This is a genomic window from Bradyrhizobium sp. USDA 10063 (assembly GCF_054063735.1).
The window spans coordinates 2,023,162-2,047,360 of record NZ_JBSSGP010000002.1; the positions used below are offsets into that span (position 1 = coordinate 2,023,162).

At 64.5% G+C, this 24,199-nt stretch carries 21 protein-coding genes and 1 pseudogene; 15 read left to right on the forward strand and 7 right to left on the reverse strand.

The window, feature by feature from the left end:
• The 4 genes from ACVJGD_RS11960 (at position 1) to ACVJGD_RS11975 (ending at position 4,249) form a co-directional block, all read left to right on the forward strand.
• Positions 1–1,173, forward strand: coding sequence for a M20 aminoacylase family protein (locus ACVJGD_RS11960; protein WP_456634531.1), 1,173 nt, complete (start codon positions 1–3; stop codon positions 1,171–1,173).
• Positions 1,166–2,587, forward strand: a complete 1,422-nt coding sequence (locus tag ACVJGD_RS11965; RefSeq protein WP_456634532.1) for an amidase — start codon at positions 1,166–1,168, stop codon at positions 2,585–2,587. Before ACVJGD_RS11960 ends, ACVJGD_RS11965 begins: the two co-directional genes overlap by 8 nt.
• Positions 2,588–2,749: 162 nt before the next feature.
• Positions 2,750–3,640, forward strand: a complete 891-nt coding sequence (locus tag ACVJGD_RS11970; protein WP_456634533.1) for a crotonase/enoyl-CoA hydratase family protein — start codon at positions 2,750–2,752, stop codon at positions 3,638–3,640.
• Between the two features lie 192 nt (positions 3,641–3,832).
• Positions 3,833–4,249, forward strand: coding sequence for a hypothetical protein (locus ACVJGD_RS11975; protein WP_456634534.1), 417 nt, complete (start codon positions 3,833–3,835; stop codon positions 4,247–4,249).
• Positions 4,250–4,337: 88 nt separating this feature from the next.
• On the opposite strand, the gene ACVJGD_RS11980 is transcribed toward ACVJGD_RS11975, so the two are convergent.
• The 3 genes from ACVJGD_RS11980 to ACVJGD_RS11990 form a co-directional block, all read right to left on the reverse strand.
• Positions 4,338–5,312, reverse strand: coding sequence for an NADPH:quinone oxidoreductase family protein (locus ACVJGD_RS11980; protein ID WP_456634535.1), 975 nt, complete (start codon positions 5,310–5,312; stop codon positions 4,338–4,340).
• Positions 5,312–5,923 carry a DsbA family protein gene (locus ACVJGD_RS11985; RefSeq protein WP_456634536.1) on the reverse strand — a complete coding sequence of 204 codons (612 nt, stop codon included), beginning with the start codon at positions 5,921–5,923 and terminating at the stop codon, positions 5,312–5,314. The genes ACVJGD_RS11980 and ACVJGD_RS11985 overlap by 1 nt, the downstream gene beginning before the upstream one ends.
• A 192-nt stretch (positions 5,924–6,115) precedes the next feature.
• Positions 6,116–6,817, reverse strand: a complete 702-nt coding sequence (locus tag ACVJGD_RS11990; protein WP_456634537.1) for a glutathione binding-like protein — start codon at positions 6,815–6,817, stop codon at positions 6,116–6,118.
• 100 nt (positions 6,818–6,917) lie between these two features.
• On the opposite strand from ACVJGD_RS11990, the gene ACVJGD_RS11995 reads away from it, so the two are divergent.
• Positions 6,918–7,940 carry a methionine synthase gene (locus ACVJGD_RS11995; protein ID WP_456634538.1) on the forward strand — a complete coding sequence of 341 codons (1,023 nt, stop codon included), beginning with the start codon at positions 6,918–6,920 and terminating at the stop codon, positions 7,938–7,940.
• Between the two features lie 26 nt (positions 7,941–7,966).
• Positions 7,967–8,173, forward strand: coding sequence for a hypothetical protein (locus ACVJGD_RS12000; protein ID WP_456634539.1), 207 nt, complete (start codon positions 7,967–7,969; stop codon positions 8,171–8,173).
• Positions 8,174–8,390: 217 nt separating this feature from the next.
• Here ACVJGD_RS12000 and ACVJGD_RS12005 read toward each other — a convergent pair whose 3' ends face one another.
• From ACVJGD_RS12005 to ACVJGD_RS12015, 3 genes and pseudogenes are all read right to left on the reverse strand, one after another.
• The gene (locus tag ACVJGD_RS12005) at positions 8,391–9,017 is read right to left on the reverse strand and encodes a hypothetical protein (RefSeq protein WP_456634540.1); all 627 of its coding nucleotides are present in this window, start codon (positions 9,015–9,017) and stop codon (positions 8,391–8,393) included.
• 101 nt (positions 9,018–9,118) lie between these two features.
• Positions 9,119–9,642: pseudogene (gene gpt, locus ACVJGD_RS12010) on the reverse strand (xanthine phosphoribosyltransferase).
• Between the two features lie 37 nt (positions 9,643–9,679).
• Entirely contained in the window at positions 9,680–10,417 is a 738-nt protein-coding gene (locus ACVJGD_RS12015) for a competence/damage-inducible protein A (protein ID WP_456634541.1), read from the reverse strand.
• 225 nt (positions 10,418–10,642) lie between these two features.
• Here ACVJGD_RS12015 and ACVJGD_RS12020 point away from each other — a divergent pair, with 225 nt between their 5' ends.
• The 9 genes from ACVJGD_RS12020 to ACVJGD_RS12060 all read left to right on the forward strand — a co-directional run bounded on the left by ACVJGD_RS12020 (position 10,643) and on the right by ACVJGD_RS12060 (position 22,228).
• Positions 10,643–12,064 (forward strand): circularly permuted type 2 ATP-grasp protein, encoded by a 1,422-nt coding sequence (locus tag ACVJGD_RS12020; protein WP_456634542.1) that lies wholly within the window; start codon positions 10,643–10,645, stop codon positions 12,062–12,064.
• A gap of 236 nt (positions 12,065–12,300) precedes the next feature.
• Positions 12,301–13,245, forward strand: coding sequence for an alpha-E domain-containing protein (locus ACVJGD_RS12025; RefSeq protein WP_456634543.1), 945 nt, complete (start codon positions 12,301–12,303; stop codon positions 13,243–13,245).
• A 31-nt stretch (positions 13,246–13,276) separates the two neighbouring features.
• The gene (locus ACVJGD_RS12030; protein ID WP_456634544.1) at positions 13,277–14,116 is read left to right on the forward strand and encodes a transglutaminase family protein; all 840 of its coding nucleotides are present in this window, start codon (positions 13,277–13,279) and stop codon (positions 14,114–14,116) included.
• Positions 14,117–14,639: 523 nt separating this feature from the next.
• Positions 14,640–16,946, forward strand: coding sequence for a TonB-dependent siderophore receptor (locus ACVJGD_RS12035; RefSeq protein WP_456634545.1), 2,307 nt, complete (start codon positions 14,640–14,642; stop codon positions 16,944–16,946).
• A gap of 4 nt (positions 16,947–16,950) precedes the next feature.
• Positions 16,951–18,111 carry a PepSY-associated TM helix domain-containing protein gene (locus tag ACVJGD_RS12040; protein WP_456634546.1) on the forward strand — a complete coding sequence of 387 codons (1,161 nt, stop codon included), beginning with the start codon at positions 16,951–16,953 and terminating at the stop codon, positions 18,109–18,111.
• 177 nt (positions 18,112–18,288) lie between these two features.
• Entirely contained in the window at positions 18,289–19,506 is a 1,218-nt protein-coding gene (locus tag ACVJGD_RS12045; protein WP_456634547.1) for an acyl-CoA dehydrogenase family protein, read from the forward strand.
• Between the two features lie 49 nt (positions 19,507–19,555).
• Entirely contained in the window at positions 19,556–20,404 is an 849-nt protein-coding gene (locus ACVJGD_RS12050) for an alpha/beta fold hydrolase (RefSeq protein WP_456640233.1), read from the forward strand.
• Between the two features lie 292 nt (positions 20,405–20,696).
• A complete protein-coding gene (locus tag ACVJGD_RS12055) occupies positions 20,697–21,458 on the forward strand; it encodes a peptidase (protein ID WP_456634548.1) in 762 nt (253 codons plus the stop codon).
• Between the two features lie 11 nt (positions 21,459–21,469).
• Entirely contained in the window at positions 21,470–22,228 is a 759-nt protein-coding gene (locus tag ACVJGD_RS12060) for an SDR family oxidoreductase (protein WP_456634549.1), read from the forward strand.
• Between the two features lie 450 nt (positions 22,229–22,678).
• Here ACVJGD_RS12060 and ACVJGD_RS12065 read toward each other — a convergent pair whose 3' ends face one another.
• Positions 22,679–24,016, reverse strand: a complete 1,338-nt coding sequence (locus tag ACVJGD_RS12065; RefSeq protein ID WP_456633186.1) for an IS1182 family transposase — start codon at positions 24,014–24,016, stop codon at positions 22,679–22,681.
• Positions 24,017–24,199 lie beyond the last annotated feature (183 nt).

Genomic DNA, 24,199 nt, shown 5'->3' on the forward strand with positions numbered 1-24,199 from the left:
ATGCCCACCATCGAACGCATCGAAGGCTTTGCCGACGAACTCACGGCGATCCGTCGGGATTTCCATGCCCATCCCGAGATCGGCTTCGAGGAGGTCCGCACCTCCGGCATCGTCGCCGAGAAGCTCGCGAGCTGGGGCATCGAAGTGCATCGGGGCCTCGGCGGCACCGGCGTGGTCGGCGTCCTCAAGGGCAATGGCAACGGCGGCAAGCGCATCGGCCTGCGCGCCGACATGGACGCGCTGCCGATGGAGGAAAACACCAACCTGAAATGGCGCTCGACCATTCCCGGCCGCTTTCACGGCTGCGGCCATGACGGCCACACCACCATGCTGCTCGGCAGCGCGCGCTATCTCGCCGAAACCCGCAACTTCGACGGCACGGTGCATTTCATCTTCCAGCCGGCCGAGGAAGGTCTTGGCGGCGCGCGCGCCATGATCAAGGACGGCTTGTTCGAAAAATTCCCGTGTGACGAGGTCTACGGCCTGCACAATGCGCCTGACCTGAACCACGGCGAGATCGCGATCCTGCCGGGCCCGGCAATGGCCGGCGCCGATTTCTTCGACATCACCATCCAGGGCTATGGCGCGCATGGCGCGATGCCGGAGCGCTCCAAGGATGCCGTCGTGATCGCGATGACGCTCGGACAGGCGCTGCAGACCATCGTCAGCCGCAACGTCGACCCGCTGCAGGCGGCGGTGCTGTCGATCACGCAGATCCACTCGGGTTCGGCCTACAACGTCATTCCCGGCGATGCGAAGCTGTGCGGCACTGTGCGCGCCTTCTCCGACGAAGTCCGCGCGCTGATCCGCGAGCGCATGCGCGCGATCTGCGCCGGCATTGCCGCCACGTTCCAGGTCGAGATCACCGTCGACATCCGCGACGGTTTCAGCGTGCTCGTCAACCAGGAAGAACAGTCGCGCGTCGTGGAGCAAGTCGCGCGCACCGTGGTCGATCCCTCGAAGGTCATCACCCGCTCGCAGCCGAAGATGGGCAGCGAGGACTTTGCCGACATGATGATGGCAGTGCCCGGCGCCTATTTCTGGGTCGGCCATGACGGCTCGGTGCCGGTGCACAATCCCGGCTATGTCCTCGACGACAAGATTCTGCCTGTCGGCGCCAGCATGTTCGCACGCATCATCGAGACTCGTTTGCCGGTAGGTGCCCATGCATAAACCAGCCCCCGAAGAAGCCATCACCTCGCTGCACGACCTTTCCGCAACCGACCTGATCGCCGGCTACCGCGCCAAGCAGTTCTCGCCGCTGGAGGTGCTGGACGAGGTGATCGCGCATGTCGCGCAGTGGGAACCGCACATCAAGGCGCTCTATCTGTACGACCCCGACGGCGCGCGTGCGGTGGCCAAGGCCTCCACCGACCGCTGGCAGGCCGGCGAGCCGCTGGGCACGCTCGACGGCGTGCCGGTGACGATCAAGGACAATGTCGCCACCAAGGGCCAGCCGGTGCCGCTGGGCGCCGCCAGCGTCAAGCACGTACCGGCGGAGAAGGACGCGCCTCCCGCCGCGCGCTTGCGCGAGGCGGGCGCGGTGATCTTTTCCAAGACCACGATGCCGGATTACGGCATGCTGTCCTCGGGGCTCTCCTCGTTCCATCCCCTCACCCGCAATCCCTGGGACCTCAGCAAGAATCCCGGCGGCTCGAGCGCGGGTGCAGGTGCGGCCGGCGCGGCCGGCTACGGCCCGCTGCATCTCGGCACCGACATCGGCGGTTCGGTCCGGTTGCCGGCGTGCTGGTGCGGCCTGGTCGCGCTGAAGCCGAGCCTCGGGCGCATTCCGATCGATCCGCCCTATGTCGGCCGCGTCGCAGGCCCGATGACCCGCACCGTGGACGACGCCGTGCTGATGATGAGCGTATTGTCGCGCCCGGACCGCCGCGACGGCATGAGCCTGCCGGCGCATGAGATCAACTGGAAGACGCTGGAGAAATCGCCGCGCAAGATGCGCTTCGGCCTGATGCTCGATCTCGACGTCGGCCAGGCGCTGGAGAAGGACGTGCGCGACGTCGTGGTGCAGGCGGCGAAAGCCTTCGAATCCGCCGGCGCCGTCGTCACAGAGATCGACGGCTTCTTCACGCGGGAAATGCTCGGGGGTCTCGACAATTTCTGGCGCGCGCGGATGTGGGACGATCTGTCGAAACTCTCAACGGAAGACCGCGCAAAGGTGCTGCCCTACATCTACAAATGGGGCGAAGCCGGCGCGAAACTGTCGGGCGTGGACGTGATCCGCGGCTTCAACCAGACCATGGCGATCCGCGCGGCCGCAGCCAAACTGTTCTGCGATTTCGACTACATCATCTCGCCGGTCTCGCCGGTGGTGAACTTCGCGGCCGAGCTTGCCGCGCCCCTCAACGATCCCGACAAGCCGTTCGAGCACATCTGCTATACCGTGCCGTGGAATATGTCGGAGAATCCGGCGCTGTCGATCAACGGCGGCTACGACAAAAAGGGCTTTCCGATCGGCGTGCAGATTATCGGCCGCCGCTTCGACGACATCGGCGTCCTCGCCATGGCCAAGGCCTTCGAGGGGCTGCGCGGCGCGCAACGGCCCTGGCCGCAGCCGCCTGAGAAATAATATCTCCGCACCGTCATTCCGGGATGACCCGAAGGGTCAGGCCCGGAATCCATCTATCCACGCTCACAGCGCGGATGAATGGATTCCGGGCTCGCGCTTGCGCGCGCCCCGGAATGACGTGCTAGAGATAGGCAACGAACAGACACAAGGAAGGAAACCACCATGGCGTATGAGACGATCAAATACGAGGTCGCCGAGCAGATCCTTACGATCACGCTGAACCGCCCGGACAAGCTCAACGCCTTCAACGCAACGATGCAGCAGGAACTGATCGACGCCTTCGATGCCGCCGATGAGGACGACGACATCCGCGCCATCATCGTCACCGGCGAAGGCCGCGCCTTCTGCGCCGGCGCCGACCTTTCCTCCGGCGCCAACACCTTCGATCGCGACGCGCGGCGCGGGCCGGTGAAGCGCCTGCCAAATGGCGCGGTCGACTACAGCGATCCCAATGTGCGCGACGGCGGTGGCCAGGTGACGCTGCGCATCTTCAAAAGCCTGAAGCCGGTGATCGCGGCGGTGAACGGGCCCGCAGTCGGCATCGGTGTCACCATGCAGCTCGCGATGGATATCCGCATCGCATCCGAGGCCGCGCGCTTCGGCTTCGTGTTCTCCCAGCGCGGCATCGTGCCGGAGGCGGCCTCGAGCTGGTTCCTGCCGCGCATCGTCGGCATCGCGCAGGCGCTGGAGTGGTGCTACACCGGCCGCGTCTTCCCCGCTCAAGAAGCGCTTGCCGGCCGTCTCGTCAGCAAGGTGGTGCCGCCGAACGATCTGTTGCCGACCGCCCGCGCGCTGGCAAAGGAGATCGCCGCCAAGACCGCACCGGTCTCGGTGGCGCTGATCCGGCAGATGATGTGGCGCATGTTAGGGGCCGACGATCCGATGGAAGCGCACAAGGTCGACAGCCGCGGCATCTATGCCCGCGGCCGCTCTGAGGACGTCAAGGAAGGCGTGGTCTCGTTCCTGGAAAAACGCCCCGCGCAGTTCAAGAACAAGGTCTCCTCCGACATGCCCGACTATTTCCCGTGGTGGCAAGAGCGCGAATATAAATGAACGCATCCGCGACGCCGGCGCAGGACGGCGTCGTGCTCTTGCACGGACGGCGAAGTGAAGTGGGCGTCGATAACGTGCCACTTCGCTTTTTGATCCATGTCGGCCGTGCATGGAGGCGAGCCGCCGCTCCACTGCAACGCGAATTCGCAACGCGATATCGTCGGCACAAGTCCGGAAATCGAGTGGGTACTGATGCGACTTCGCCTGTGGACGCTGGTCTTGGCACCCATCATCCTCGCCGGCTGTGCGGAACGGGATGCCGAATGGGCGCGACGCGGCAGGGAAAGCCTGATCGGACTTAATCAGTCAAATATCCGGATGTGCGCGGGGCTGCCGAGTGGAACCGCCAAGGACGGCACCGGCGAAATCTGGATGTATGAGCACGCCGCCAGCGCTCCCGGCGGTGTTGCACCGCCCGCCGTGACAATCCCGCCCGGCCTGAACATCGGCGGCCAGCCTTTGAACGGCTATTGCCGCGTGCAGCTTCGTTTCGTCGGCGGCAAGGTGGCGGAGGTGCAATATGCAGGGAATACCGACATCGGCGACGCGCGGGATGCCGTCTGCGGCCAGATCGTGAGGACTTGTCTGAGTTACGCGCAGAACAAGTGACGCCGTCATTGCGAGGAGCGAAGCGACGAAGCAATCCATCGCGCCACAAGCGGAGGAATGGATTGCTTCGCTTCGCTCGCAATGACGGCTACCCCATCATCAGCGCCACGCGGCCGATGGCCTTGCGATCCAGCAACAGGCGCATCGCCTTGGCATAGTCCTCCAGCGGCAGACGATGCGAGATGTTCGGGCGCACCTTGCCGGCTTCCGCCCATTCGGTCAGCGCCTTGAGGCGCACCTCGCCCAGCGCCGGGTTCCGGCGCACGGCTTCACCGGCACGGATGCCGAGCACGCTGGCGCCCTTGATCAGCAAGAGATTGGTGCGGGCAAGCCCGATGCCGCCGGTGAAGCCGATGACGAGCAGCCGCGCGCCCCAGTTGATGCAGCGCATCGAGTTCTCGAACACCTCGCCGCCGACCGGATCGAACACGACGTCGGCACCGCTGCCGTCCGTGATGCGTTTCACCGCGTCACGGAACGGCTCGCGCGCGTAGAGCACGAGATGGTCCGCGCCCCTCGCCTTCGCGATCGCAAGCTTCTCCTCACTGGACGCGGCCGCGATCACGACCGCGCCGAGCAGCTTGCCGATCTCGACCGCGGCGAGGCCGACGCCGCCGCCGGCGCCATGCACCAGCAGCACTTCGCCGGGCCTGAGGTGGCCGCGGTCGATCAGCGCGTGATAGGCCGTGCCATGCGCGGCGAGGAAGGTCGCGCCTTCAGCGTAGTCGAAGGTCGACGGCATCCGCGTAAGCTGCGACGGCACGGCCACCGCCTCGTCGCTGAAGGCGCCGTAACGCATCTTTACGATCACCTTGTCGCCGACCTTGACGCTGCCGGCGTCATTCACCTCGACCACGTCGCCGGCGGCCTCCATGCCCGGCGTGAACGGCAAGGGCGGCTTGAGCTGATATTCGCCGGCCGCCATCAGCACATCGGGGAAGTTGATGCCGGCAGCGCGGATCGCGATGCGCACCTCGCCAGCCTTCAGCGGCGCGGACGAAAAGGTTTCCAGCCGCAGGCGCTCGGGCGGGCCGAGCTCGCGGCAGACCACGGCTCTCGGCATCAGGCTGCGCGCTCCGTCTTGCGCGCCAGGGCCTCGCGGATCAGCGGCAAGCGGTCGTTGCCGAAATACATGTCGGTCTTGTCGATGAAGATGGTCGGCGAACCGAAGCCGCCGCGCGCCATCACTTCGTCGGTATTGGCCTTGAGCTGATCCTTGATCGCCTGCTCACCGATGCCGGCAAAGAATTTTGCGGGATCGATGCCGACCTTGTTGCAGATCCCGGTCAGCACCGCATCCTGAGAAATGTCCTTGTCGTCGCCCCAATAGGCCTCGAATACTGCGCGCGCGAACGGCACCATCCTGTCGTTGCCAAGCCAGATGCAGCCACGCATCGCCTTGACGCTGTTCACCGGAAACACGGTCGGCGGCATCTTGATCGCAAGGCCTGCCGAGCGCGCCCAGTCGGAGAGGTCCTTCTTCATGTAGCGCGCCTTCAGCGGCACCGGCGTTTCGCGCGAGGCGTAAACACTCGGGTTGACCGTGTTGAAGATGCCGCCAACCAGGATCGGCCGCCAGGAAATCTCGGCGCCGAATTCCTTTGCCAGCGGCTGGATGTTGTGGAAGGCGAGATAGGTCCAGGGGCTGGAGCAGTCGAAGAAGAATTCGATCATGGTTGCGTTTCCTTTGTTCCTTTTGCTTTCAGTTATGATCACCACTTGCGCTGACCTCATCCTGAGGAGCGCGGCACGCGCGTCTCGAAGGATGGGCCACGGGCGACATCGGGGCCTCATGGTTCTCCCGGCGATGCGAAGCATCGTCCGGAGACGGCGCTTCGCGCCTCCTCACCATGAGGGGAGAGACGCTCATTTTGTCTGTAACATCTCCTTCGCGCGCTGGCCGAACATGTTCTTGCGCGATTCCTCGTCGAACGGTTCCTTGACGAACTTGCCAATCGCGAGCCCCGCCTGCACCTGCGGCCGGGCACGCACCTCGGCGTACCAGCGCTTGATGTTCGGGTAGTCGTCGAGCGTAAAACCCTGCGCCTTGTGGGTCATGGTCCAGGGAAAGCAGGCGATATCAGCAATGGAGTAGTCGCCGGCAATATAGGCGCCGGTCTTGCCGAGCTGGCGATCGAGCACGCCATAGAGCCGCGCCGCCTCGTCGCGATAGCGCTCGATCGCATAGGGGATCTTTTCGGCGGCATAGAGCGCGAAATGGCCGTGCTGTCCGAGCATCGGCCCGAGCCCGCCCATCTGCCACATCACCCACTGGATGACGCGGGAGCGGCCGCGCATATCCGCGGGCAGGAAGCGGCCGGTCTTCTCCGCCAGATAGATCAGGATTGCGCCGGTCTCGAACACCGAAAACGGCTCGCCGCCATCGGCGGGCGCATGGTCGACGATCGCCGGAATCCGGTTGTTCGGGCTGATCGCCAGAAATTCCGGGCGAAACTGCTCGCCGGCGCGGATATTGACCGGGATGACCTGATAGAGAAGCCCAAGTTCCTCCAGCATGATCGAGATCTTCCAGCCATTCGGCGTCGGCGCGTAATGCAGGTCGATCATGGTTTCCCCAAAGGTCCCGTCACAAGGACGCTTGTTGTTCTGTACCTCGATCATAAGACATGGCAGACAGGCGCTCAATCCGAACCGAGGGAGGCCAGACATGCTGTTTCCGACCACAATCGCGGGCTCCTTGCCGAAGCCGGAATGGCTGGCCGAGCCCAACACGCTCTGGGCGCCCTGGAAGTCGCAAGGCGCGGAGCTTGCGCGCGCCAAGCGCGACGCCACCCTGCTGGCGCTGAAGCTGCAGGAAGATGCCGGGATCGATCTCGTCACCGAGGGCGAGCAGGCGCGGCAGCATTTCGTCCACGGCTTCCTGGAGAAGGTCGAGGGCATCGATTTCGCCCACAAGGTCGAGATGGGCATCCGCAAGGACCGCTATAAGGCCATGGTGCCGCAGGTGGTGGCGCCGCTGCAGCTCAGGGGTCGCGTCCACGCCGATGAGGCCCGCGTCGCCCGCGCCCACACGACGCGCAAGCTCAAATTCACCCTGCCCGGCCCGATGACCATCATCGACACCATCGCCGACAAATATTACGGCGACCGGGTCAAGATGGCCTTCGCTTTTGCCGACCTGCTGAACGAGGAAGCCAAGGCGCTTGAGGCCGACGGCGTCGACATGATCCAGTTCGACGAACCCGCCTTCAATGTCTACATGGACGAGGTGCGCGACTGGGGCGTCAAGGCGCTGGAGCGCGCCGCCGAGGGGCTGACCTGTGAGACCGCCGTGCACATCTGCTACGGCTACGGCATCAAGGCCAACACCGACTGGAAGCAGACGCTGGGCAGTGAGTGGCGGCAATATGAAGAGACCTTTCCCGTGATCGACAGGAGCACGATCCAGCAGGTCGCAATCGAATGCCGCAACTCGAAAGTGCCGATCGAGCTGCTCGCGCTGCTGCCGGGCAAGATCGTCCAGGCCGGCGTGATCGATGTCGCGAGCGACGTGGTCGAGACCGCGGAAGACGTGGCCAGCGTGATCGAGGCGGTCGCGAAATTCGTGCCGAAGAGCAACATTGTCGCGACGACCAATTGCGGCATGGCGCCGATGCGACGCGATATCGCGGAAGCCAAGCTGATGGCGCTCGGCGCGGGTGCCGCGCTGGCGCGGCAGCGGCTCGGCTGATGTCGGTTGCTTCGTTTCTTGGGCTGATGGTTGTTGCGCTGCTGGGCGCTAGCTTGCCGGCCCAGGCCGGCGAGCGGGATCAGCTCAACGCGTGTCAGGCGCTGGTCGGGCGCTCGGCGCAATCGCAGAAGCCGGATACGCCGGAAATCGCACGCTGCCGCCAGATCATCAAGGAATGGACGCTGCGCGATTCCCGCATGAGCGTCGACGAACAGGGCCGGCCGTTGCGCTGAGGCGAACGCTTCTTGGCAATGCTGACTGATTGAGTCGGTCCGACCGCGAGTTCACTTCACCTCTCCCGCTTGCGGGGGAGGTCGACGCGCGAAGCGCGGCGGGTGGGGGCTCTCTCCACTTGCAAGATCGCCCGTGGAGACACCCCCACCCCAGCCCTTCCCCGCAAGCGGGAGAGGGAGCGCAGCTTCAGCGTGGACGCAACTCGATCTGATTTCTTCAAGCGCTGACCGGCATCGCGCTTGGATGCAGCGCGGGCTGATAACCGGCGGCGAGCGCGCGAACCGTCGACGGCGGCGTCAGTAGCATCGCAGTATCCGGATTGATGTCGTCACGCGAGTAGCCGGCGAATGACCAGCGCAGCGGCTCGCCGCTCACGATCAAGAAACTTTCCTCACCCGCCTGCACCATCGCTCCATCGGGCAGTTTCACGAGCGGCATCGGCAGCGGGTGCAGCCGCTTGCGGCCGCGGTCCAGCCGCTCGCGGTGAAGCACAGCGTCGATCTCGCGTGCGCGGATATCGTTGGCATCATTGCCCTGCTCCCATGCGGCGCGAAAGCGGTTGGCATCATCGCGGCGGCAGAAGAAGCATGGGCGGTGGCCGGCGGCGAGCGCGGTCGCTTCATCGAGAAAGAACAATTCGGTCCAGCTCCGCCCGCCCATCACCTTGCGCCGCCAGCCGCGGAATTCGCAAAGGCAGGTGATCCAGGCCGGGCTCGACCAGCGCTTTTTCAGCAGCGTCTTGGTGGCGGGATCATGGATGATGCCGCGGTTGCCGGTGAACAACCCGCGGTGCGGCGTGGCGACGATCTCGCCCGTTGGTGTGACGCGGTTTTGCAGGGGCATTGGAGCGTTCACGATACCGCATTTTTTCTGGTGGCGAATGGCGAGTAGCGAATGGTCCCCTATTCGCCATTCGCCATTCCCCATTCGCTATTCGCCTTCCATCACGCCGCGCCGTCGCGGATCGGGGGCTGGAACGAAAGCGCGGTGTCCCAGGGGAAGAAGATCCAGGTGTCCTGCGATACTTCGGTGATGAAGGTGTCGACCAGCGGGCGGCCCTTCGGCTTGGCGTAGACGGTGGCGAAGTGGGCATCGGGCATCATCTCGCGCACCAACTTGCCGGTCTTGCCGGTGTCGACGAGGTCGTCGACGATCAGGAGCCCCTTGCCGGTGCCATTGCCAAGCCTGGCGGTTGCTTCTGAAATGCTCTTCAGGACCTGAAGGTCGCCCTGCTTGGTGTGGTCGTAGCTCGCGCGATGCAGACGGTGTCGATCACGCGCACGCCGAGCTCGCGCGCCACGATCGCCGCCGGCACCAGCCCGCCGCGGGTGATCGCGATCACCGCCTGGAATGGCCCGACCTCGTTGAGCCGCCAGGTCAGCGCCCGGCAGTCCCGATGGAACTGGTCCCAGGACACCGGGAAGGCCTTGCCTGCCCGCTCCTGCGCGCTGAGGGTGTCCGCAGCCATCTTTCTCTCCTGAAAATCTCGTAGCCTTGTTGCCGCTTTAGCGACTCACCTGCAGGTTCGCCAGCATCTCCTTCACCGCGCCCATTGCGGCGGCGAGCTTGTCCGGATCGCGGGAGCGGACGACCAGGTTGGTGTTCGGTCGCTGGTCTTCGTCCATGAACGGATAGCTGCCGATGATGGTGTCGGGATGGGCGTTGGCGATCTGCCTTAAGGGTCCGCCGATATCGCCCTCCCGCGCATTGGCGCGGACCGAATCGGACAGCATCCGCACGCCCGATTTCAGGCGCGGCGCGACGATGTCCATCATCGCCTGCATGATGGTCGGTATGCCCGCCATCACGATGACATTGCCGAGCTTGAAGCCGGGCGCGAGGATGGTCGCGCTCTGAATCAGGTCGGCACCGTCTGGGATCCGTGCCATGCGCAGCCGTGCCTCGTTCAGATCCTGATCGCTCCAGCGCTCGCGGAAGCGCGCCACCACTTCCGGATGGTGATCGATGCCGACGCCGAACGCCTTGGCCACCGCATCGGCGGTGATGTCGTCGTGGGTCGGCCCGATGCCGCCGGTGGTGAACACATACGTGTAGCGATGGCGCAGCGCATTCAGGGCGGCGACAATGTCGTCCTCGTCGTCGGCGACGACGCGCACTTCCTTCAGGTCGATGCCGATATTGGTCAGGTATTCGGCGATGAAGCCGATATTCTTGTCCTTGGTCCGGCCGGACAGGATCTCGTCGCCGATCACCAGAAGGCCAGCCGTGACGATCTCGCTCATGGTCTCTTCCTCACCCTTTTCCGCCCCGGCCCTGCCGATGCAGCGCCTTGAAGTGGCAGGTCTTTGCTGCCGAAATAAGCAGGCGGCAGCCGGTTTTTCGAGCAGCCCCTCGAGACACCCATACCAAATGTCGCCAGCCAATGCATATCCCGCTGGCCCGGCCCTTGCTACCATCCCGTCAAGTCATGCACTGTGGCGTATGGCTTCGGAGGACGTTCAGGATTTATGGCAGTTGCATTCGATGAGATGAACGGCCAGGGCGGCGCCGAAATCCGCCAGGCCTACCAGGAGCTCTCCCGCTGGCTTTCGGAGACGCCCCCGGATGCGCTGGAATATCGCCGCCAGGAGGCGGAGCTCCTGTTCCGCCGGATCGGCATCACCTTTGCGGTCTATGGCGACGCCGAGGCCCAGGAGCGGCTGATCCCCTTCGACGTGATCCCGCGCATCCTGTCGGCCAGGGAATGGACGCTGCTGGAAAAGGGGCTGAAGCAGCGCGTGCTCGCGCTCAACCTGTTCCTGCGCGACATCTATCACGGCCGCGACATCCTGCGCGCCAACATCATCCCGGAAGACCTGATCTTCCAGAACCCGGTGTTCCGGCCCGAGATGAACGGCCAGGACGTGCCGCACGACGTCTATGTGCATATCGCCGGCATCGACATCATCCGGACCGATCCGGAAAACTTCATCGTGCTGGAGGACAATGCGCGCACGCCCTCGGGCGTGTCCTACATGCTGGAAAACCGCGAGATCATGATGCGGCTGTTTCCGGACCTGTTCGCCCGCCACCGCGTCGCGCCGGTGGAACGCTATCCGGACGAGTTGTTGGCCGCGCTCCGCTCGGTCGCGCCACTGAGCGCAGCCAGTGAGCCGACGGTCGCGCTGATGACGCCCGGCATCTACAATTCCGCCTATTACGAACACTCCTTCCTCGCCGACAAGCTCGGCATCGAGCTGGTCGAAGGGCGCGACCTCATCGTCAAGAACGATGAAGTGTTCATGCGCACGACCGAGGGGCTGAAACGTGTCGACGTGATCTACCGCCGCGTCGATGACGACTTTCTCGATCCCCTCACCTTTCGTCCGGACTCCGCGCTCGGCGTGCCCGGGCTGATGTCGGCCTACGCCGCCGGCAATATCACGCTTGCCAACGCGGTCGGGACCGGGATCGCCGACGACAAGGCGATCTACTCCTACATGCCCGACATCGTGAAATTCTATCTCTCTGAAGAGCCGATCCTGAAGAACGTTCAGACCTGGCGCTGCCGCGAGCCGCAGGATCTCGCCTATGTGCTCGACCATCTCGACGACCTCGTGGTGAAGGAAGTACACGGCTCCGGCGGTTACGGCATGCTGATCGGACCGGCCGCGACCAAGGCGACCATCGAGGCGTTCCGCGACAAGCTCAAGCGCGAGCCTGAAGGCTTCATCGCCCAGCCGACACTGGCGCTGTCGACCTGCCCGACCTGCACTGAAAAGGGGCTGGCGCCGCGCCATGTCGATCTGCGTCCCTTCGTGCTGACCGGCAGCGAGCGCGTCACCATCGTGCCGGGCGGGCTGACGCGGGTCGCGCTGAAGGAAGGCTCGCTCGTGGTCAATTCCAGCCAGGGCGGCGGCACCAAGGACACCTGGATACTGGACGAGTAGAACTTGATAAGATTGGATCTGGTTGGCGCAACGACGGCAGTGCTCCACCTCTCCCCATCGGGGAGAGGTCGGATTGCATCGCCAGATGCAATCCGGGTGAGGGGTTCCGCTCTCTCGTGGGACCTGCTCCCCCTCACCCGGCGCTTCGCGCCGACCTCTCCCCACTGGGGAGAGGTGATCCCCGCGGACAGTCCAATTCGACCAACTGGCGTCATGCTATAGAGGTTATTGTTCGCATGCTGTCGCGCACCGCCGAAAACCTGTACTGGCTCGCCCGCTATGTCGAGCGCGCGGAATATCTCGCGCGCACCATCGACGCCACCCTGCGCGTCACCGCGCTGCCCGCGGCCTATATCGGCAAGACCAACGAATGGGACTCGGCGCTGCTGACCGCCGGCGTCGGCCAGAGCTTTTACGACCACTACCAGGAGGCCAACGAGGCGAACGTCGTCGAGTATCTGTCGTTCGCATCAGACAATCCTTCCTCGATCAAGAACTGCATCGAGGCGGCCCGGCTCAATGCGCGCTCGGTGCGCACCGCGCTGACCAGCGAGATGTGGGACACCATCAACGCGGCCTGGATCGAACTGCAGGCGGTGTGGTCGAAGGGCACCGGGAGTCGGGAGGATCTGGCCAAATTCCTGCGCTTCGTCCAGGAGACTTCGCTGCGCTTCGACGGCTCCGCCTATCGGACCATGCTGCGCAACGACGCCTACTGGTTCTCGCGGCTGGGCGTGCACCTGGAGCGCGCCGATAACACCGCGCGCATTCTCGACGTGAAGTACCACGTGCTGCTGCCGGAAGAAGAGCATGTCGGCGGCCCGCTCGACTACTACCAGTGGACCTCGATCCTGCGCTCGGTATCGGCGCTGACAGCCTATCACTGGGTCTATCGCGAGACGCTCAAGCCGTGGCTGATCGCCGACCTCCTGATCCTCAACGACACGCTGCCGCGGTCGCTCGCAAGCTGCTACGGCAATCTGGTGCGCAACCTCGACCAGATCGGCGTCGCCTATGGCCGCCAGGGCGCCGCCCAACGCCACGCCCGCGGCATCCGCAACCGGCTTGAGCACAGCCATATGGACGATATCTTCCAGCACGGCGTGCATGAATTCATCCAGGAGTTCCTTGCAGATAATTCACGTCTGGGCGAGATCATAACGAAGCAATATCTGATATAGGGCTACTGCCCTCGAGTCAGGACTTAAGGCCATGCGCCTGCGAATTGCCCATACCACGACCTATCGCTACGAACCCCAGGCTTCCGGCGTGATCCAGATCCTCAGGATGACGCCCACGAGCCATGACGGGCAGTATGTCGCGGACTGGCAGATCGACGTCTCGACCGACAGCAGGCTCGACACGCATGAGGACGCGTTCGGCAACGTCACGCATGTCCTGACCCACGGCCCGCTCGCCGACCTCACCATCCATTGCGAGGGGCAGATCGAGACCCAGGACACCGGCGGCGTGTTGCGCGGCACCGACGAGCGCTTTCCGCCAAGCCTGTTCCTGCGCCCGACCGCACTCACCGAGATCAATCCGGCGATGGCGGCCCTCACCCGCGAGTTGCGCTCGGAGGCTGACGGCGATGTGCTCGGCTTCCTGCACGCACTGATGGTGCAGATCTACGAAGGCATGGAATTCGACGAGGATCCGACCAACAGCGGCACCACGGCGGCGGAGGCCTTCGCTTTGAAGCGCGGCGTGTGCCAGGACTACGCGCACATCTTCATCACCTGCGCGCGCTCCGGCGGCGTGCCGGCGCGCTTCGTCTCCGGCCACTTCTTCCGTTCCGACGGCACGGTCAACCAGGCGGCGGGCCACGCCTGGGCGGAAGCCTATGTGCCTGATCTCGGCTGGATCGGCTTCGATGCCGCCAACGGCATCTGCACCACCGACGCGCACGCCCGCGTCGCCGTCGGCCTCGACTATCTCGGCGCCGCGCCGGTGCGCGGCACCCGTTATGGCGGCGGTACCGAGACGCTCACCGTTGCAGTCAAGGTCGAGCACGCCGGCCGGCCCGGCCAGTGGCAATCGCAGTCGCAGTGAGCGACGCAAGCGCGTCCTGATCGATTCGCGCATCGTCGAACTGCTCGCGCGCGACCAAGAATTCCCGCAGTATTTACCTGATATTCCCGACGAGATCGTAGAAGCGAACATCGCGATACCTGCGCGCATGGCGCCGCCGTGTTCGATGCGCAACACCAAGCCGCAATTCAGCGCGATTGCATCACAGCTCATCTTCTAGCGCGCGAGTACGCGTGCGACGGATTCAACAGCGCCGTCGCTCAGTTAGTCGACCTATTAGAAGTCTTCGAAAAAATTCCTCTGCTGCAAACTTCGAGCGATTCAAAAACGCGACAACTCGACGCGCGCCGCATGGACCCATAACACGCGTACGGCTGCGAACGTCGCGTGAGGTCAGAACATCAATTCCGCCCACGGCGTTCGCCGGATGGGGCACTGACATATGCATTGGAATACGCACGGCGTTGCGCGTCGTACTATCTCTCTTTCGCAACTCACTACTTTCAAGTGTACTGCAAGCATATTAGCACTAGGCGGATTGCTGATGACCGGCTCGCCCGTGCAGGCGCAGAACGCAGGGCAATCGGGAGCATCGGCGCTGCCGCCCGTCAACATCGACGCGCCTGCGCAGCGCGCGCAGCGTCCGACGCAGGTCCGGCGCAACGCAGCGTCGCGGCGCGATCCAAACCAGCGGCCCAATCAGCAGGCCGGTCGCGCGGGGCCGCAGCAGCAGGCAAAGCCTGCGCTGGTCTCGACGGCGCAGCGCGTCAACGCCGGCACCAACGGCTTCGTCGCAAGCCGCGCCTCGGGCGCCACCAAGACCGACGCGCCGATCATGTCGACGCCGGGGTCGGTCGCCGTCATCACCCGCAGCGAGATGGATGTCCGCCAGGCGCAGAGCATCCGCGATCTCCTGCGCTACGCGCCCGGCATCTATTTCAGCAACGATACCGACTTCCGCTTCCAGCAAGTCAACGCGCGCGGGTTCGCCGTCGAGCAATATCTGGACGGCCTGCGCCTGCAGGGCGGGCCGTTTGGTGCGCCGCGCGTCGATCCCTATCTGCTCGAGCGCGCCGAGCTGATCACCGGCCCGGCATCGATCCTTTACGGTGCGGCTTCGCCCGGCGGCATTCTCAACCTCGTCAGCAAGCGCCCGACTGAAAATCCCTTCGGCGAGGTCTCGCTGCAAACCGGCTCGTTCGACCGCATCCAGGGCGCGTTCGACGTCGGCGGCCCCGTCGACAAGGACAAGACCTTGCTCTACCGCGTCACCGGCATCGGACTTGGCGCCAACACGCAGGTCGACCATATCGGCGAGGAAAAATACGCGATCGCGCCGGCCTGGACCTGGCGGCCGGACATCGACACCACGATAACCTTTCTCACGAGCTACCGTCAGGACCCGAACGGCGGCGCCTTCGCGCTGCTGCCGATCCAGGGCACGCTGGTGCCGGGCACCTACGGGCAAATCCCGCGCAACTTCTTCGCCGGCGACTTCAACTATGAGAGCCTGAAATACAGACAGGCGACCGTCGGCTACGAGTTCGAGCACCGCTTCGACGACATCTTCACGGTGCGCCAGAACGTGCGCTATCTGCACAACGAGCTCAATTACATCGAGGTGCAGCCCGGCGCGTTCACGACAACCGGCGCCGGCCCCACCCTTCGGCTGGCCGACGGCCGCACCATCACGCGGAGCTATTTTTCAACCAACGAAAACCTCAACACCTTCGCGGCGGACAACCAGCTCCAGGCCAAGTTCAACATGGGTCCGTTGCAGCACACCGTGCTCGCCGGCTTCGACTATCAGCGCTTCGACTTCAACAATCTGGCGCGCTACGCCTCCACCAACAGTCTCGACATCCTGGCGCCGAACTACACCCAGAACATCGCGGTCCCGACGTCGGTGTTCCAGAACCTGGACCAGCACCTGGAGCAGCGCGGGGTCTATGTGCAGGACGAGGCCAAGCTCGGGAAGCTGACCGTGCTCGGCGGCATCCGCTACGACTGGGCCGAAGGCGATACGCTCGCTGCCAACCTCGGCACGCGCGTCATCAACAATGACGAGAAGTCGAGCGGCCGCATCGGCGCGATCTATAATTTCGACGTCGGGATCGCGCCCTATGTCAGCTATTCGACCTCATTCCAGCCGACCAGCGTCGGCACGCTGCTCAACGGCCAGCCCTACAAGCCAACCACGGGCGAGCAGGTCGAGGTGGGCGTCAAGTACCAGCCGGTGGGCTACAACCTGATCTTCACCGCCGCGGTCTACGACCTGAAGCAGCAGAACGTGGTGAGCGCGATTTCCGGCCCTGGCATCCCGCCCAACTCCACCTCCCAGGTCGGCGAGGTCACCTCGCGCGGCTTCGAGGGATCGGTGGTCGGAAGCCCCCTGCCCGGCTTGAGCCTGCGCGGGCAATACTCCTACCTCGACAACCGGATCACCAGCCCGCTGGACGTCAATTTCGGCAAGGTGCTCGCCAACACGCCGATGCATACGGCCTCGCTCTGGGCCAACTACGTGGTGCAGAGCGGCCCGGCGAGCGGCTTTGGCTTCGGCGGCGGCGTCCGCTACGTCAGCGACGTGTACACGACCAACGCCAACAATCTCACCGTGCCGACCATCGTCGCGAACAGCCCCGCGCTGGCCAACATCGTTCCCGCCAGCACCGTGTTCGACGCGGCGCTGTCCTATGATTTCGGGATGCGGTTCAAGGAGTGGAAAGGATTGAGCGCGGCGCTGAACGTCAACAACGTGTTCGACCGCACCTATGTCTCGCTCTGCACGGCGGGCGGCTGCCGCTGGGCGGTCGGGCGCACCGTATTGGCAACGTTGACCTACCGGTGGTGATGGGATGACCGCGCAGTCCGTGAAATGGTGGTCGCTGGTCCATAAATGGACCAGCCTAATCTGCATGCTGTTCATGCTGATGCTGTGCGTCACCGGGCTGCCGCTGATCTTTCACGACGAGATCGACGAACTCTTCGAGCCCGAGATTGCGACGCGCGAACTTCCACCCGCTACTCCGGAAGTCCCGCTGACCAGGCTGATTGACGCGGCAAAGGCGCGCCATCCGGAACGCTACGTCCAGGTCCTGAACTGGGACGACGACCACGCCAATGTCGTCAATGTCTTTATGTCGCAGACGCCGGTGCCACCGCCGGGACAGCGCTTCTTGAAGCTGTCCTTCGATTCGCGGACCGCCGAGATCCTCGCGGAAGACGCGCAGCAAGGCGGGCTGATGCGGACCATCCGTATCTTCCACCGCGACATGCTGATGGGACTGCCGGGCGAGTTGTTCCTCGGGGTTATGGGCTTGTTGTTCGTGGTCGCCCTCGCCTCCGGCGTCGTGCTCTACGCGCCGTTCATGCGCCGGCTCGACTTCGGCGAGGTGCGACGCGCCCGCGCGCCGCGGACCAAATGGCTCGACCTGCACAATCTGATCGGCGCGGTGACGCTGGTGTGGGCGTTCGCCGTCGGTCTCACCGGCGTCATCAACACGATATCGCTGCCGCTGTTCACCGCCTGGCGCGCGCAGGTGATGCCCGAGTTGATCGCGCCGCATCTCGGCAAGCCGCCGCTTGTGAAATTCGCTTCCATCGATGACGTCGTTGCCACGGCGCGCCGTGCGCTCGGCGACAACACGCCCGCCAGCGTCGTGCTGCCGACCGAAGCGCCGTTCGGCACGCCGCGCCATTTCATCATCTGGACCAAGGGGTCGACGCCGATCACCTCGCGGCTGTTCACGCCGGTGCTGGTCGACGCCGAGACCGCGCAACTCGTCACCGCGAAGGGATTGCCGTGGTACCTGCGGACGCTGCAGGTGTCGCGCCCGCTGCATTTCGGCGATTACGGCGGCCTGCCGCTCAAGATCATCTGGGCGCTGCTCGATCTCGCGACCATCGTCGTGCTCGCAAGTGGCATCTATCTCTGGCTCGGCAAGCGCAGGACGGCCGGTGCGGCAAGGCAAACCCCGTCCAGACCGGGCGCAGCCGCGGCATCGCTGGCCGGCTGATGAATTGTCCCCGCCGGACCGTCGGCCGAGCTGACCGAGATCGCCGCGCCATGCCCTCGCGGAAACGTTAGCACCGCGTTACAGCCGTAATCGAGAGCGACCTCGCTGAAACCATGCGGTAGCGCCACGCCTCCATTCTCTCTTGCAAAACCTTTACCGCAAGAGAGGTCGAGACAGATGCTCCATCAAGACCAATTTCGTGACCTTCGTACGCTAACGGCGCCGGACAGCAACAAGACCGTACTCGCCGGCATCCGGAAATTGGCTCCCGAGATCACGGCACGCGCCGCCGAGATAGAAGCCGCCCGCTGCGTCCCGCCCGACCTCATAGATCGGCTGAAATCGATCGGCATCTTTCGGCTGTTCGTGCCGAGGAGCTACGGCGGGCTGGAACTTGCCTTGCCGGCGGGGCTGGAGGTCATCAGGGCTCTGGCGCGGCTTGACGGTTCGATCGGCTGGACCGCTGCGACCGGCAGCGGGGGCAGCATTTTCGCGACCTTGGAACGACGCGAAACCTACGAGCGCATCTATCAAAACGGACCCGACGTGCCGATCTGCGGATCCGCGCAGCCGGCCGGAACGGCCACGCCCACGGCGGGCGGCTTCCGGGTCAGCGGCCGATGGCCGTACGCGAGCGGCTGCAAGCACGCCGAGTGGATGGCAGGGTTCTGCATCATCACCGACGACAGCGGCAAACCGGTCGCCGGTCCAAACGGGCAGCCGCTGGTTCGCGGCGTTGCGTTGCCCGTGCAGGACTGGGAAATCGAGGACACCTGGCATGCGGCTGGTCTCAAGGGAACCGGCAGCCATCACATTGTGCTGCGGGATATGCTGGTTCCCGAGGCCAATTTCTTCGATCTCGACCGCGGCACGCCCTGTGTGCCAGGCCCGCTCTATCCGGCGGTGAAGCAATTGCTGCCGATGTTTCACGGTGCGTTCGCCGTCGGAATGGCCGAAGGCGCCGTGGACGAATTGGTGGCATCGGCCAATACGGGGCGGCAGCAGTTCCGGGCAACCACGCCGATGCGGGACTCCGAGACATTCCAGTACGAACTTGGCCGCATCTGCGCCGACGTCAGGGCAGCGCAGGCCTTTTACGAGACACAGACCGCAAACCTTTGGCATCACGCTTTGGCGGGAACGCTGAACGACGAAGGCCTTCTGATCGAGGCCACGCAGGCCGCGATCTGGATCGCGACCACCTGCGTTCGCGTAACCGATGCATGCTTCGCGCTTGCCGGAAGCAGCGCCGTCTATGAGACTTCGCCGCTGCAGCGGCGCTTGCGGGACATGCATGTCGCCGCCCAGCACGCCGTTGCGCAGCAACGACAGTATGTCGCCGGCGGCAAACTGCTCCTGGCACGCTCGGCACAGGATGCCGGACCGACGGGATAGTGATAGGCTTGCCGTCACTATCGTGCTGTAGCAGGAGCGCGCATTGACCATGAATATGGACCGGCGTCACTTCATCGTCGCCGCTCTCGCCAGTCTGGCGTCGCTCGACAGCGCCGCCGCAGCCGAGCGGTGGAAAAGCCTGCCCGCAACGCCGGCGCCGGTCGCAGGGCGCAGCGCGCGAGCGCAGGTGAATGGCATCAGCCTGTATTACGTCGAACTCGGCGAAGGAAGCCCGGTGGTGTTTCTCCATGGCGGGCTTTCGAACTCCGATTACTTCGGCCTGCAGGTGCCGGAGGTCATGCGCAAGCATCGCGTCATTCTCGTCGACAGCCGCGGCCATGGCCGCAGCACGCGCAACGCGCAGCCGTTCGGATACGATCTGATGACGGATGATGTCGTCGCGCTGCTCGATCACCTGCAGATCCCGCGCGCGGCGATCGTCGGCTGGAGCGACGGCGCCATCATCGGATTGGACATGGCGATGCGCCATCCCGACCGGGTCAGTCGCGTGTTTGCGTTCGGCGCCAATACCCAGACCTCGGGCCTGAAGCCGGACGTCGACAAGGACCCGACCTTTGCGCAGTTCATCGCGCGCGCAAAGACCGAATATGAGCGCCTCTCGCCGACGCCTGGGGAATTCGACCAGTTCCTGCATCAGATCGAGAAGATGTGGGAAACCCAGCCGAACTGGACCGACGAGCAGTTGCGCGCGATCCGCACCCCCGTGCTGATCGCGGACGGCCAGTATGACGAGGGCATCAAGCGCGAGCACACCGAATACATGGCGGCGACCATTCCGGGCGCCGGCCTGCTCATCCTTCCCAATGTCAGCCATTTCGCGTTTCTGCAGGATCCTGTGCTGTTCAACGCGGCGCTGCTCGATTTCCTGGAAAGCTAGCGCCGCTCGCTTCACCTCCCCCGCTTGCGAGCAAGGCTATCGCATATGAAATAGAACTCGCGGCGGGCAGTTCCTTCGCGGCCCATCCTTCGAGACGGTCGCTGCGCGACCTCCTCAGGATGAGGTCTAATTTCACGGCGAAATCTTAGACCCTCATGGTGAGGAGCGCCGCTTGCGGCGCGTCTCGAACCATGAGGCCCACCTCGCCCACCCCCTGGTAATTGGGGTTGGATGCGGCCTCGAAATTGGCTACTAGTTTGGCGCCGAGACGTTCGGACTTTCGGGGACGGAAATGACCTATTGCTGCGGAATCCTGGTGCGCGACGGTCTCGTCATGATCGCCGACACCCGCACCAACGCTGGTCTGGACAATGTCTCGACCTTCCGCAAATTGCACATCTTTTCCCAGCCCGGCGAGCGCATCATGGCGGTCGCCAGCGCCGGCAATCTCGCGATCAGCCAGTCGGTGCTCTCGACGCTGACGGAGGGCATGGAAGACCCTGAAACCGGGGAGGTCGAGACGCTCCTGAATTCGCCGACCATGTTCCAGGCCGCGCAGCGCATCGGCCGCGCTATCCGCGCGGTGCACGCGACCGAAGGCGAGGCGCTGAAGTCGGAAGACGTCTCTTTCGACGTCTCGTTCCTGTTCGGCGGCCAGATCAAGGGCTCGCGGATGCGGCTGTTCATGGTCTACACCGCCGGCAACTTCATCGAATGCACCACCGACACGCCCTATTTGCAGATCGGCGAGCATAAATACGGCAAGCCGGTGCTCGACCGCGCCATGCATTACGACGTCGAACTCTATGAAGCGCTGAAGACCGGATTGATCTCGATGGATTCGACCATGCGCTCCAATCTCGGCGTCGGCCTGCCGATCGACGTGCTGGTGGTGCGCAACGACGCCTGCGAGGCCGACCTCAATCACCGGATCGAGGCGGGCGAACCCTATTTCCACGATCTCCGCTCGCGCTGGTCGGCGGCGCTCCGCGCAGCGCATCAGAATATCCCGAGACCGCCGTACAAGACCGAAACCGAATCCAAGAAACAATAAGGAAGGAAATCATGGCCGAGGCAGGAAAGAGAATAGCTGTAGTCACCGGCGCCGGCACCGGCGTCGGACGCGCCGCATCGCTGGCGCTGATCAAGGCCGGCTTCACCGTGGTGCTCGCCGGCCGCCGGCTGGAGCCGCTGCAGGAGACGCAGAAGCTCGGCGGCGATGCCAGCAAGAGCCTGTGCGTGCAGGCCGACATGACCGATCCCGCTTCGATCGCGGCCCTGTTCGCCAAGGTGACGGACAGCTATGGCCGGCTCGATCTGCTCTTCAACAATGCCGGCATGGGCGCGCCGCCGGTGAATTTCGAGGATTTGCCGCTGGCGCAATGGCAGGCGGTGGTGAACACCAACCTCACCGGCCCCTTCCTGTGCACCCAGCATGCCTTCCGCATCATGAAGGACCAGACCCCGCGCGGCGGGCGCATCATCAACAACGGCTCGATCTCGGCGCACGCGCCGCGGCCGTTCTCCGCCGCCTACACCGCGACCAAGCACGCGATCACCGGCCTCACCAAGGCCTCCAATCTCGACGGCCGCATGTATGACATCGCGGTCGGCCAGGTCGACATCGGCAATGCTGCAACCCCAATGACCGACCGCATGGTCGACGGCGTGCTGCAGCCCGACGGCCGCAAGATGCCGGAGCCGCGCATGGACGCGAAGGCGGTCGGCGATGCGGTGGCCTACATGGCCAACCTGCCGCTCGATGCCAACGTGCTGTTCATGACGGTGATGGCCAGCAAGATGCCGTTCGTCGGCCGGGGTTAGCTTCTCGCCGCGCACCGCTCCCAGACCCTCATGGTGAGGAGGCGCGCAGCGCCGTCTCCGGACGATGCTTCGCATCGCCGGGAGAACCATGAGGCCCCGATCTCTCCCGCAGCCCATCCTTCGAGACGCCGCGCAAGCGCGGCTCCTCAGGATGAGGGCGGAGAATGGGTTGGCTTTGCTCGACCTTCATGGTGAGGAGGCGCCCCTCGGCGCCGTCTCGAACCATGAGGCCCGGCCGGTGGCCTCGCCCTTCGAGACGCGCGTGCCGTGCTCCTCAGAGGGTGAGAATGATTCGCCTTGTCCGGAGAATTTTACATGTGATGGGCTGGAAGGCACAGACCGTAAAGCTTTTCGGTTGAGCCGGCGCCGAATGACCGCGATCTGACCTCCGGGCCGGTGCTGCGGCTGCTGCGGCGCTTTGTGGGCACCTGCTGGCGTGGACGCCTCTGTTCATGCCGCGACCTGCGCCTTGGCGTGCAAGGCGAGGAAGCGCATCATGTTGTGAGCGACGGCGAACCACAGCAGATGGAGGCGGGCCTTGATCTTGCCGCGCAGGGTTAGCTGGCGCAGTCCCATGCGGCGGGCATGGGCATTGATGCATTCGTGCTCGGCGCGCAGTCGGTAGAATGCCTTACCGTCCTTGCTCTGCATGCGTTCACGCCAATCCGCGACGCCAACACCGTCACCCTGCTTCGGCGCATAAGGGTCGGTGCCGTGCCTGGTTTGCCCCGCCGGGCACCACAGTTTGATATCTTTGGCGTGGGCCCACTCGATGTCGTCGTTCTTGGTGAAGCCGCCGTCGACCAGATAGTTGGAGGGGTCGTAGCCTTCAGCGTGCACCGTCTCGATCCCCGGTTGCGCCAGGCCGCGATCCGAGCCGCTGGTATCGATGTCGACCGCAACGATCACCTGGTGTTCCGGCGCCGAGATGATCTGCATGTTATAAGCCGGACGCCACCCACCATCGGCCATCTTCATCACCCGCGCGTCGGTATCGGTGGTCGAAGCGCGCGGCTCCTTCTGCTTGGCCACCTGGTTCTTGTTGGTCTTCTCGCGCCGCTCCCGCTCGACCTCCAGTTCCTTCATGCGCTGCTGCGCCGCCGCGATCCGCGCCTCGCGCTCGCGGGCGCCACGCGCCTTCGCCGCCCGCTGGCGACGATCGCCAGCCGCCGGATCCGTCTCGGCTTCAGCGCGCAGGCGCGCCACCCGCGTCTGCGCCGCGGTGAGCAGATCATCAAGCCGCGCGCGCCGGCGGAAGGAACTCGCCCCGGCACCCGCGCGCACCCGCAAGCCATCCTGCGCCAACGTGTCGAGCGACACCAGGCCAGCTTCCACCATGGATGCGACCCCCTGCGCCAGCAGCCGCTCCAGAACTGCCATATGCGCGATCCGGAAGTTCGACAGGCTGTGATAGTTCATCGACACCCCGCCGCATAACCAGCGATAGACCAGATGATCGCGGCACAGCCGATCCAGTTGGCGGGCGCTGCCCACCCCATCGACCGTGGCCCACAGCCAAAGCGCCAACATCAGTTCCGGTGCTGCTGGCGGATGTCCGGGCTGGCCCTCGCGCGCCTTGATCACCTCGTGCAACGCCGACAGATCCAGCCCCTCGACGAACGCCCAGACCGAGCGGACCGGATGATCCTCCGAGATCAGATCGTCCAATGCCGCCACCTGCATGCCGATCTGACTGCGTTCCGGCACCCGCAGCCGCAGCGCACCACGCCCTTCGGCCTGCGGTCTTTCCTGCTCAGGTAACCCCTCGAACAATTGCTCGTCAGCCATCGTCAGCCCCTGCCTCGCGCGCAATGCAAGCGAATCACAGCACCGCGGCTGTGGCAAATGCTCATTGCCTAAAGATTCTCACGCTCTCAGGATGAGGGTTAGGCATTGCGTTTCCCCCTGCTCCAGCTCTCCACCTCCAGCGCGGAAAACGGCCAATCCACAACAGCGGACGTCCACCGCACC